Origin of the sequence: Nostoc sp. (genome assembly GCF_036917975.1) — a bacterium.
Taxonomy (GTDB): Bacteria; Cyanobacteriota; Cyanobacteriia; order Cyanobacteriales; family Nostocaceae; genus Nostoc.
On record NZ_JBALEJ010000049.1, the window covers coordinates 30,453 to 42,882 of the forward strand.

At 41.4% G+C, this 12,430-nt stretch carries 8 protein-coding genes; 6 read left to right on the forward strand and 2 right to left on the reverse strand.

The annotated features are described in order from the left end of the window. Window positions 1-498 precede the first annotated feature (498 nt). The 5 genes from V7K76_RS21280 to V7K76_RS21300 all read left to right on the forward strand — a co-directional run bounded on the left by V7K76_RS21280 (window position 499) and on the right by V7K76_RS21300 (window position 9,959). Window positions 499-6,303 carry a PAS domain S-box protein gene (locus V7K76_RS21280; RefSeq protein WP_334951886.1) on the forward strand — a complete coding sequence of 1,935 codons (5,805 nt, stop codon included), beginning with the start codon at window positions 499-501 and terminating at the stop codon, window positions 6,301-6,303. Window positions 6,304-6,738: 435 nt separating this feature from the next. Beyond that, complete coding sequence (locus V7K76_RS21285) at window positions 6,739-7,224, forward strand: glutathione peroxidase (protein WP_334779841.1); 486 nt, start codon at window positions 6,739-6,741, stop codon at window positions 7,222-7,224. A 146-nt stretch (window positions 7,225-7,370) separates the two neighbouring features. Next, window positions 7,371-8,195, forward strand: a complete 825-nt coding sequence (locus tag V7K76_RS21290; protein ID WP_334779840.1) for an SDR family oxidoreductase — start codon at window positions 7,371-7,373, stop codon at window positions 8,193-8,195. 22 nt (window positions 8,196-8,217) lie between these two features. Further along, complete coding sequence (locus V7K76_RS21295) at window positions 8,218-9,147, forward strand: alpha/beta fold hydrolase (RefSeq protein ID WP_334951883.1); 930 nt, start codon at window positions 8,218-8,220, stop codon at window positions 9,145-9,147. A gap of 77 nt (window positions 9,148-9,224) precedes the next feature. After that, window positions 9,225-9,959 carry a redoxin family protein gene (locus tag V7K76_RS21300; RefSeq protein ID WP_334779838.1) on the forward strand — a complete coding sequence of 245 codons (735 nt, stop codon included), beginning with the start codon at window positions 9,225-9,227 and terminating at the stop codon, window positions 9,957-9,959. A 172-nt stretch (window positions 9,960-10,131) separates the two neighbouring features. Here V7K76_RS21300 and V7K76_RS21305 read toward each other — a convergent pair whose 3' ends face one another. Further along, window positions 10,132-10,389 carry a hypothetical protein gene (locus V7K76_RS21305; RefSeq protein ID WP_335030000.1) on the reverse strand — a complete coding sequence of 86 codons (258 nt, stop codon included), beginning with the start codon at window positions 10,387-10,389 and terminating at the stop codon, window positions 10,132-10,134. Between the two features lie 157 nt (window positions 10,390-10,546). Between V7K76_RS21305 and V7K76_RS21310 the strand changes: the two genes are divergently transcribed. Beyond that, window positions 10,547-11,317, forward strand: a complete 771-nt coding sequence (locus tag V7K76_RS21310) for a phosphatase PAP2 family protein (RefSeq protein ID WP_334779836.1) — start codon at window positions 10,547-10,549, stop codon at window positions 11,315-11,317. Here V7K76_RS21310 and V7K76_RS21315 read toward each other — a convergent pair whose 3' ends face one another. After that, window positions 11,318-12,337: a 2-hydroxyacid dehydrogenase gene (locus V7K76_RS21315; RefSeq protein WP_334779835.1), complete on the reverse strand. Its 1,020-nt coding sequence runs from the start codon at window positions 12,335-12,337 to the stop codon at window positions 11,318-11,320. Window positions 12,338-12,430: the final 93 nt, after the last annotated feature.

The window sequence follows — 12,430 nt, forward strand, 5'->3', positions numbered from 1 at the left end:
TCTAAGTATCTGTAGGGTGTGTTATGGCGTAGCCTAACGCACCTAAATCGTTAACTGGTGCGTTACGCCAAAGGCTAACGCACCCTACGTATATTTTAGAAATCAAATATGAGTCCTATATCAAAGTAAGTATGCAATAATAAATTAAACCGCTTTACGTAATGTAAATTTAATTACACTCGCTTCTAGTCAAAAGCTCTAGCCCAATCATAAGGGCTAAAATCGCTGATTATTGTATTGACAGATACACGGCACGTAGCTTGATGTAAATGAAAAAGAATAAGCAGTGAGTGCCAAACCATTTGCGTCACAGAGATTTGGCAGTATTAACAAGTTATCCTGCTCAATCTGAAATTTTTCTATACACCCGATGCTGAAGTATGGTGGTAAGGAACGATGATTTTATTTACAATCTGGTGATAGAGTTTTGCTTTCTAATTTCATGTTCAGTTTGATTCAACAAATTACTCTTGATTGAAAATTAACTTAGGAACTGATATGGATGCTCAAAAAATCAAAATTTTATTAGTTGATGACAACTTAGAGAATTTACATTTTTTATCAGACATCCTTCAACACCAAGGTTATCAGGTGCAAAGTGTTATTTCTGGACAATTGGCAATTAATAAGGCGATTGCTTCTCCTCCTGACTTGCTTTTGCTAAATTATCTGATGCAGGAGATGAATGGTTATGAAGTTTGTCAAAGGTTGAAAGCTAACGATAAAACTCAAGAGATGCCGATAATTTTTTTCGGTGCTTTAGATGAATTTTTTGAAAAAACCGATGTTTTCGATTTAGGTAATATTGACTATATTTCTCAACCATTCCAAACTAAAGAAGTTTTATTACGCGTACAAAATCAACTCACGATCCAAAGGCTGAAAAAACAATTAAAAAAGCAAAAGGCTCAACTGCAACAGGAGATTAAAGAACGTCAACTGGTTGCAGTTAAGTTAAATATTCGTAACAGACAAATAGAAGATATTTTTAAAGAAATTCCCGTTAGCATTAGTAAAGCCATTTGTAGAGAAGTTTACCAAAGCGAACGCCTTTTAGTCGAAGCTGCCCTGAAGAAGAGTGAAATTCAGTATCGCCACTTGGTAGAAACATCCCAGGATATGATCTGGTCGGTAGACATTAATGGACTAATTACCTTTGTCAACCCGGTAGTCAAACAGATTTATGGCTATGAACCCCAAGAAATGATCGGGCGCGTCTTGACTGATTTCATCTCGCCTACAGAAATTGCTGAAGATCAAGTAGCGTTTGAGCGGGTTCTTCAGGGAAAGTCGATCTTTCAACATGAAACTACCTGTGTTGCTAAAGATGGTACTTTACTTTATCTCATGTTTAATGCGATCGCATTACGCAACGAAGAAGGTCAAGTTATAGGCATAACGGGTACTGCTAGTAATATTACGCAGCGTCGAGGAGTGGAAAAATTACTCGAAGAAAGCGCAATTAAGCTCCGCAATCATAACCTAGTGCTAACCCAACTGGCACAAAATCAGACACTTTATCAGGGTGATTTAAAAACAGCTTTAAGTAAAATTACAGAAGCAGCTGTTAAGAATATTGGCATGGAACGAGCTAGTGTCTGGCTATATGACAAAACAGGCATGAAAATCCAGTGTTTCGATCTATTTGAAGGTAGTCGCAATCAACACAGTCAAGGACTTTCCTTATCAGTAGCAGACTATCCAGCTTATTTTGCAGCTTTGCAGCAAGAAGAACCAATTGCCGCAGATGATGCCTATACCGATCCCAGAACTAAAGAATTTTCTGCGTCTTACTCAAGATTAAACATTACCTCTGTACTTGATACACCTATTCGGCTGGAAGGAAAGACTGTAGGAGTTTTATGTTTGCAGGCAGTAAAAGTTACTCATCATTGGACGCTAGAAGACCAAAATTTTGCTCGCTCCTTAGGCAATTTAGTCTCCTTAGTGTTGGAGGCAAAAGAACGCCAACGGGCAGAAGCAGCGCGACGAGCTTCTGAAGAAAAGTTAGCATCAGCTTTTCGGTCATCTCCCGATCCAATTGCCTTAATTACGGTTCGCAACAAACGCTATATTGAAGTTAACGACAGCTTTTGTCGGTTTTTTGGTTATTCTCGTTCTCAGGTGATCGATCGCACCGATGAAGAATTAAATTTTTGGGTGAATCCAGAAGAATATAATTTTCTCACCCATATCTTGCAACAAACAAAAGCCATCCGCAACTTTGAGATTGATGTCTGCATTACAACAGGAGAAATCAGGACAACACTGTTGAGTGCAGAAATGATTAAGATTGATGGGGACTGGTACGTACTGGGCACAGCAAAAGATATTACTGAACGCAAGCAGGCAGAAAATGAAAGCCGTTTACTGCTGTTGACAACCCAAGCTATCACTCGCGCCAGTAATGTCAAAAGCGCCTTAGCAGTAGTTTTGCGCTTAATTTGTCAGACCATTAGCTGGGATTTTGGTGAAGCATGGATACCTAATGAAGATGGGACTGTTTTAAAACACAGTCTAGGTTGGTACAGTGAGGAGTGTAGTTTAGCAGAATTTTCCCGCCAAAGCCAAGCGATCAAATTTGCTCTGGGAGTGGGACTACCAGGAAGAGTTTGGCAAAACGAGGAACCAGAATGGATAGAAGATGTTTCTAAAGTTACAGAGCCAATTTTTTTGCGATCGCAACAAGCAGCCAAGGTAGGATTAAAAGCTGGTTTTGGTGTTCCCATAGTGGCTGGAAACCAAGTATTAGCTGTTTTAGTATTTTTTAAACGTAGCTCAGTATTGGTGGATCGGCGTTTACTCTTGCTAGTCAGTGCTGTTGCGGCTCAGTTGGGTGGGTTGATTGAGCGCAAAACCCTAGAACAAGAATTAGCACTTAGAGAAGCTCGTCTCAATGCCTTTTTTAGCAGTGCCCCCGTCGGTATGAACATTTTAGATAAACAACTGCGGTTTGTGCAAATCAATCAACTGCTGGCAGAGATTAATGGAGTACCTCAGCAAGATCATATTGGCCAAACTATCTATGAAATTTTACCTCACATCGCCCCTCTAGTGGAACCAATTTATCAACAGGTTTTGTTGACTGGTCAACCCATTATCAATCAAGAATTAAGCGGCGTATCAGTTAAAGAACCAGATATTATCCGCCACTTTTTAGCTTCTTATTTTCCGATTCTTGGTGAAGACGATCGCCCCTCTGGTGTCGGCACACTTTTAGTAGAAATTAGCTATCGCAAACATGTCGAACAAGAACTGCGTTTAGCCAACGAACGCCTACAATATCTGCTCACCTCTAGCCCTGTGGTCATTTATAGTAACAAAACATCAGAAGATTTTGGCACTACCTTTATTAGTGAAAACGTTAAAGAAATGGTGGGCTACGAAGCGCGAGAATTTATGAATAACTCCAGTTTTTGGCTTGATCACGTCCATCCCCAAGATATTGAACTGATTTCGGACAAATTTTCCCATTTTGTTGAGCAGGAGTACATTTCTTACGAATACCGTTGGTTACACGTTGACGGAACTTATCACTGGTTCTACGAAAAGATGAGATTAATTCGTGACGAAGCTAACTTCCCCATCGAATGGGTTGGTTATTGGGCAGATATTAACGATCGCAAATTGGCAGAATTAGCTTTGCAATCAGGTCAGCAACGATATCAACTTCTAGCAGAAGCCTCACCAGCTTGTATATTTCACACTGATATTAATGGCAACGCCTTATATTTTAATCGACGCTGGAGTGAAATTACTGGATACAGTATAGAAGAGTCTCTGGGAAGAGGTTGGGTAAATGCTGTACATCCAGATGACCTCGAACAGTTGTTGTTGAAATGGAATCAAGCAACAGCTGCTAAGTCAACATATAAATGCGAACATCGCTTCTTACGTAATGATAGTACAGTTCTCTGGGTAATTTGTCAGGCTTTGCCAGAATTTGGAGATGATGGAGAAATCAAAGGTTATATTGGTACAATTACAGATATTACTGAGAGAAAATTGGCAGAAGAAGCCTTGTGTGAGAGTGCAGAAAGAGAAAGAGCGATCGCCCAAGTAATTCAAAGAATGCGCCAAACACTGGATCTAGAGACGATATTTGCAGCTACAACCGAAGAATTACGGCAAGTACTCGACTGCGATCGGGTTGTTGTCTATCGTTTCAATCCCCACTGGAATGGCGAATTTGTCGCCGAGTCGGTGGGTAATGGTTGGATTTCTCTCATAGAAGAACACAACAATCATCCTGATCTCACAGAGGGTGTCTTACAAGATGGCCGTTGCCTAGCAAAAATTTTGGGTAATGCAGATAACCAAGTGGAAGTCCGCGATCTGCAAGCAACCCCAGGTACAAGTTTTCGCTGTGTCCCAGACATTTACAACGCTGACTTTCATCCTGCTTATATCAACCTTTTAGAGCGCTTTCAGGCCAAAGCCTACATTATTGTACCCATTTTGTATGGTAGTCAGCTTTGGGGATTACTGGCGAGTTATCAAAATTCCGATTCCCGCCAATGGAAACCAGAAGAAATCAACATTGTGGTTCAAATTGGCAATCAATTGGGTGTTGCGCTACAGCAGGCACAATTGCTGGCGCAAACTCAAAGACAGTCACAAGCATTGCAAGAAGCAGTAATCATTGCTGATGCCGCTAACCGTGCCAAAAGCGAATTCCTCGCCAACATGAGCCACGAACTGCGTACCCCACTTAACGCCATCCTTGGTTTTACCCAAGTCATGAGCCACGATCATACTTTATCCACTGAACATCAGCAAAATCTAGCAATCATCAATCGTGCTGGCGAACATCTCCTCAACTTAATCAACGACATTTTGGAAATGTCTAAAATCGAAGCCGGCAGAATAACATTAAATCTCAACAGTTTTGACTTAACTCGCCTCTTGGAAAACCTCGAAGAAATGTTGCGCTTCCGTGCCACCTCCAAAGGATTAGAATTAGTCTTTGAATATACATCCCGTCTCCCTCAGTACATCCAAGCTGATGAAAGTAAACTGCGCCAAGTCTTACTTAACCTCCTGGGAAATGCCATCAAATTTACCGATACTGGAAGGGTAACGTTGCGGGTAGGGATGGGGACTGGGGAATGGGGACTGGGGACTGGGGAAAGGGGACTGGGGGCTGGGGAAAGGGGACTGGGGACTGGGGAGCAGAGAAGAATAATTAATCCCCAATGCCCAATGCCCAATCCCCAATGCCCAATCCCCAATCCCCAATCCCCAATGCCCAATCCCCAATCCCCAATCCCTAATCCCCAATCCCCAATGCCCAATGCCCAATCCCCAATCCCTAATCCCCAATCCCCAATCCCCAATCCCCAATCCCTAATCTTCGAGGTACAAGATACCGGTTGCGGTATTGCGCCACAAGAAATTGACTTACTGTTTGAAGCTTTTGGGCAAACTGAAACCGGAAGAAAATCGCAACAGGGAACAGGATTAGGTTTAGCAATTAGCCGCAAATATGTGGAACTAATGGGGGGAAATATTAGCGTCGCCAGCACTATTGACGAGGGAAGTAAATTTGCTTTTGATATTCAAATTAATCTAGCCACAGCTAGCGAAATCCAGGTCAAAAAAACTAGATGTCAAGTTATTAGTTTAGCTCCCGCTCAAAGCGAATACCGAATTTTAGTGGTTGATGATGCTACAGATAGCCGTTTAGTGCTAGTGAAAATTCTGACATCCATTGGTTTTGCAGTCCAGGAAGCAGTAAATGGTACTGAAGCGATCGCACTTTGGCAGAAATGGCAACCACACTTAATCTTAATGGATATGCGGATGCCAATTATGGACGGCTATGAAGCCACAAGAATTATTAAAGCTAGAGAAGAAACCTCAATCCCAAATCGCACAACTATTATTATTGCTTTAACTGCTAATGCCTTTGAAGAACAACGAGAAGCAATAATCAAAGCAGGTTGTGATGATTATATTAATAAGCCTTTTCGCGAAGAACAATTACTAGAAAAATTAAGCGAATATTTAGGAGTTCAATATATTTATCAAGAAGAAAGCTATCAGCTAACAAACCCAAAAGAAGAAGGCTCAAAATTAATGTTGACGCTCACCGATTTAGTAACTCTCTTATCTGCAATGTCACCGGAATGGGTGAAACATTTGTACACTGCCGCAGCCCAATGTAGTGATGATTTGATTTTAGAATTAATTGAGCAAATCCCTTCTGAAAATGCTGTATTAAGAAATTTCATCAAGAATTTGGCTCATGATTTTCAGTTTGAGAAAATTATGGAATTGACGAGTATTGCCGGAGTATTATAGCGGTTCTCATTCACGTGAGGTACACCCGTAGGGGCAATTCATGTAGACGCGAACGCGAGTGCGTCTCCAAGAGTTGCGGCTTCCCGCAGGGTATTGCCCCTACACCTTGCGATATAATTTTGTACCGCATTTGAGTGGGAACCGCTATATCGCTACGGTTCAGTAGAATAGTAGGATTAAGAAGGCTAAAAAACTTAATTTCCTTAAAGAAAGTGGGTTTATACCAATTCTGTATGAAGATGCGCCAAACTATATGAGGAACGTAGACGCAAAGCGGCTTGCCGCAGGCTACCGCAAAGGGCGCATTCGCGCAGCGTCTCGTAAGAGTTGGACACAAAGAAGAAAGAAAATTTGGCGCAGCCTCACAAAGAAACTGGGTTGAGAGTACCTGTAATATGGGAGACTTGGCAATATTCCCTATAAATCAGATTCAAGATGAGTAACACAATTTCGGATATTGCAGTCAAGACCATTAACGGTGAGGATAAACAATTAAATGAGTACACCGGTAAGGTACTCTTAATTGTGAATGTGGCTTCCTACTGCGGTTATACTTCTCAATACGAGGGGTTAGAAAAGCTAAACCAGAAGTATAGAGAAGCAGGGTTACGTATTTTGGGGTTCCCTTGTAACGATTTTGGAGCGCAGGAACCAGGAAGCAATGAAGAAATTGTGCAATTCTGCACGAGCAAATATAGTGTTACATTTGAACTATTCGATAAAGTTCATGCCAAAGGCTCACAGCAGCATCCACTTTATGAGCGACTTACCAAAGCCGTTAAACCAACGGGAACTGTTGCTTGGAACTTTGAAAAATTTTTAGTTAATAAGCAAGGTGAAGTAGTCGCTCGATTTAATAGTAGTGTGCAGCCAAATTCACCAGAAATAATTGCCATAATTGAGAAGGAATTAGCAAAATAGTCATTGGTCATTGGTCATTAGGTAAAATTTTCTATCCTATTAACTGTTGACTATTAGCTCTGGACTGTTAAATTTATTTGCGTCTAGTGCTTTAATTGAGAATATTGTCTCAATGAGTAGTTTAATTTATTTGTGTCTAATTTGTCATGAATGTTGCAATCATTGGTTGTGGTTATGTTGGTTATAAAGTTGCTCAATATTGGCAGCAAAATATGAATTTTGCTGTCAGTGTAACCACAACTTCTCCTGAGCGTCTACCTGCACTAAAATCAGTATCTCAAAGAGTTGTAGTTACCTGTGGTAATGACATAGATAGTCTAAAATCAGTTTTGCACAATCAAGATGTTGTACTTTTGAGTATTGGTGCAAAAAATGGAGAAGTTTATGAAGAGACTTATCTACAAACTGCCCAAGCTGTAGTTTCATGTTTGCAGCAAATTAAGAGTGTGAAACAATTAATATACACAGGAAGCTATGCTGTCTATGGTGACAGAAATGGTGTATGGGTAGATGAAGAAACACCCCTTGCACCCGCTAATTTAAATGCACAAATTCTTAGAAAAACAGAGGAGATATTGCTATCAGCATCTAGCGAACATCTCCGTGTTTGTATCTTCCGCTTAGGAGGAATTTATGGAACCGGCAGGGAACTAGTAAAGATATTTAGCAGATACTCTGGTACAACCCGTCCGGGCAGTGGCGAAGATATCACCAATTGGATTCATTTAGATGATATTGTTGGTGCGATAGAATTTGCCCGTCACCGTCGTTTACAAGGAATTTACAATTTAGTCGATGATGCACATCTTACTAGCCGAGACTTGTTAGATAGCTTATTTGAAAAACATAATTTACCCAAGGTTAAATGGGATACTTCTGTCAAGAGTATCCGCCCATATAATGCTTGGGTATCCAATGAAAAACTCAAAGAAGCTGGATACGAGTTGATTCATCCACAGATGATTTTTTAGTAAGTATTAACAACTAGGAATTATGCAACCATCTGCTGTAGCAAAAACAACCAATTTAACAGCATCTCCTAGCCAGTTTTATAGTTGGCAGAATTATCGTTGTGCCTACGAAGTTCATCAACCAATTAATACAACATCTGAGGGCGTTCCCTTACTGCTAATTCACCCGATTGGCGTTGGATTATCGCGGCAATTTTGGCAGCGATTTTGTCGTGAGTGGTATAATAAAGGTCAACGAAATTCAATTTACAACCCTGATTTACTAGGATGTGGTGAAAGTGATATGCCTCATCTGGCTTACACTCCTAGTGATTGGGCAGAACAGTTGCAGTACTTTTTACAAGAAGTAGTGCAAAAACCTGTAATTGTAGTAGTACAAGGTGCTTTATTGCCAGTTGCAATCCAATTAGTCCAAAAGGAATCAAATTTAATTGCTGGACTGGTTCTTTCTGGGCCGCCAGCGTGGGCTTTAATGACAAATAAATCACCAAAATGGCAAGAAAAATTCCTTTGGAATGTCTTAGATTCGCCTTTTGGAAGTCCTTTTTATCGCTATGCACGCACCCCAAAATTTTTACGTTCTTTCTCGACTCGTCAACTCTTTGCTTCTGAAAATGCTGTGGATGCAGAGTGGTTAAATACATTGGTTGCAGGTGCAGAAAATCTTGCTAGTCGCCATGCAGTGTTTTCTTTTTTAGCAGGGTTTTGGCGAGATGATTATACTAGTTTTATTGCCTCTATTGAGCAACCAACATTGACGGTTGTGGGGGAAACTGCATCGAGTATTAGCCAAGACAATAAAAAAGAAACGCCAGATGAACTTTTGGCTCACTACCTTGCTTGTTTGCCTCAAAGTCGAGGTATAAAAATAAATGGGCGTAATGTTTTACCTTATGAATCAACTACTGAATTTGTAGCTGCGATCGCTCCATTCATTAATGAAGTTTCTTAGCCGATTGACAGTTACATTGTACCAGTTCTCTCATGATAGGTTATGACTGGAATTGATTACTAAAGGCAAGCAAAATTATGTTACCCAATCATCGAGGACAAAGAGTACCCAATGTCACGTTTCATACTCGCAAGGATAACCAGTGGGTGGATGTGACAACTGATGAATTGTTTGCTAATAAGACAGTGGTTGTCTTCTCTTTACCAGGTGCTTATACCCCAACTTGTTCATCAACTCATCTCCCTGGGTACAACGAATTGGCTCCGGTTTTCAAAGAAAATGGTGTCGATGACATTATCTGTATTTCTGTGAATGATGCCTTTGTGATGAACGAATGGGCCAAGGATCAAGAAGCAGAAAATGTCACACTAATTCCTGATGGTAATGGTGAATTTACTGAAGGCATGGGTCTGCTGGTAGATAAATCAGACTTGGGGTTTGGGAAGCGATCGTGGCGCTATTCTATGCTGGTGAGAGATGGTGTAATTAACCAGATGTTTATTGAACCAGAGGAACCAGGAGATCCCTTTAAGGTGTCCGATGCTGAAACAATCCTCAGATACATCAACCCCCAAGCAGTGAAGCCCGAAGTAGTTTCGCTGTTTGCAAAAGTTGGTTGTCCCTTCTGTGCGCGCGCTAAGGCAATGCTCAAGGAACATGGCATTAACTATGAAGAAATTACCTTGGGCAAGGATATCACCACACGCTCGTTACGAGCGGTTACAGGTGCGACAACAGTTCCCCAAGTGTTTATCGATGGTAAATTAATTGGTGGTTCTGAGGCATTAGAAGCCTACTTCGCTGCTAAATAGGTTTCATTAGGGGCGCACATGTGTGCGCCCCTAGAACGTAAGCTGTTCCATATTTAAATTGCATAAGCTGGGCGCTCATGTTGCCCACCCCACAAGAGTTATGTTTAATTCCATTATGCAATTTAGATATTTTTTAGCTTGTTCAAAGATCACCCTTCTTGTGTTGTGAATTTTAGTAACGGCGATCGCGTTCCAAGTCATAAATCACTTTCTCTAAATACCATGTATCTGATTGACCCTGGTGCTTCTGGCGCTGCTGTTTGAGTAATCGTTCGGCTGTTGTCACATCACCGTTAAGTAAAATAAGTAAACGTTTTTGCAGTTTTCTATTTTTCGCGTCACTGAAGTATGGCTTAGAAACATTGCCCCGTGGTTGAGATGACCACACTTTGATTAAGACAAGTGATAAGCTAATGAGCAGAAGCACCACAATCAATCCCATACTGATTGAGATTAAGTATTTATCAATTATATTGTGTAAAAATTTTAATTTTATAGCATCAGTGATTTCTTGGATGTTTTCGTGATGAAACTGAAACAGTAATTTGTAATCAGTGAAGTCGTTAATTAATCTTTTTAACTTAGATATGGAAAAAGTGGAAACAGCTAACAAAGAGAGTAAGTCGCCGCTTGATTTTCTCAAAAACTTGTTAATTGCTCGTTGGCGATCGCTCTTACTGCTGTTGATAGGAGTATATTTACCTTTGCAGGTATTTGAAATCCTGACAGTGAAGATATGGGAGAATCAAGCAGGCTTACCGTGGGATGTGCCTATTTTGTTGACAGTCCATTCTACAGCCAACCCACAGTTAGATATTTTAGCTGTCACCCTTGCTATGATTGGGTTGCCTTGGACGGCGATACCGATTTTAGGTGCGATCGCACTCATATTACTACTTCAAAAACGCTGGCGATCGCTAGCTTATTTACTCACCGCCTCATTGGGAAGTGTGATCATCAACCGCACAGCGAAGCAATTAATGCATCGAGTGCGTCCACAATTGTGGCAGTCTATTGCACCTGAGTCTAGTTTTGCATTTCCCAGTGGTCATGCCATGACGAGTATAACTCTGGTAGCAATTTTGCTATTTTTGACTTGGGCTACCTCCTGGCGCTGGTTGGTTCTCATCTTTGGTAGCTTATATATCATCGCTATTGCCTGGTGTCGTCTTTATCTGGGAGTTCATTTTCCTAGTGACATTCTCGCAGGTTGGATGGTTGCATTAGGTTGGACAATTGGCGTTAGTCTAATTATCAAACCCCATAGTACTAAAGCCCAATCTGTAGATGGCAAACGCCCTGAGGATGAAACTACCTTACTCCCGGAAGAAAGAAAGTTGATCACTGATGACAAATGACTAAATCGGCGCGCGGCTATCCCGGACACCCCTCTTGTTGGGATGGGATTCCCACTGATTTTCGTTGACACAATAAGCTAAACGATCGCCCCTCAATCCTGCAATTAAATTAGCGATCGCCATTGTTGCCATTTTTGAGCGCGTTTGACGGCTGGCACTGCCAATATGAGGCGCAATAATTAGATTATCTAAGGTCAACAATAGGCTATCGCTGGGAATCGGTTCGGGTTCAGTGACATCCACAGCCGCCGCCGCAATTTGACCACTGGCAAGGGCACGATAGAGAGAATTTGGGTCTACAATAGTTCCTCGCGCCGTGTTAATCAAAATAGCCGATCGCTTCATCAATTCAAATTGGCGATCGCTAATTAAATGATAAGTATCATCAGCCGATGGTGTATGCAGTGTCACAAAATCAGATTCTTGCAGTAAGTGTTCTAACGTAGCAAACTCCACACCTAAAGATTGTTCTAACTCTGGGCTGCATCGTTGCCTACTCGTATACAAAATACGCATTTCAAACCCTTTGGCACGACGAGCAACTGCTTGTCCAATGCGCCCAAAACCAACAATCCCCAAAGTTGCACCTGTAACATTTGGCCCCAATAACAAATCTGGTTCCCAAGTCTGCCACAAACCTGCACGAGTAAACCGATCTGCCTCCACTACGCGCCGTGCAGCTGCCATTAGTAATGCCCAGGCAAAATCTGCGGTAGCATCGGTTAACACCCCAGGAGTATGACCGACGGGAATTTGTCGTGCCGTAGCGGCGGCAATGTCAATGTTATCGTAACCCACCGCCATTTGACTGATGACTTTGAGTTTTCCAGACTCAATGAGTTGGCGATCGATTTGGTCAGTCAGCAGACATAGCAATCCATCTATTTCCTTGACTTTTTCTAGTAAAATTTCGTATGGAGGGGGTTGGCGTTCTGGCCAAACTTCCACAATGGCGAGCGATCGCAGTTCCTCTAATTCGATGGGTAGGCGACGAGTAATGAAGACTTTAGCCTGAAGCATAATTTTAAAATAATTTTTGGATAAAGGGACGCTTCTTGCATCAGTTCTCCTTAAAATATCATGGATAAAGTTGGTTTTTATTCTGTGAAAATG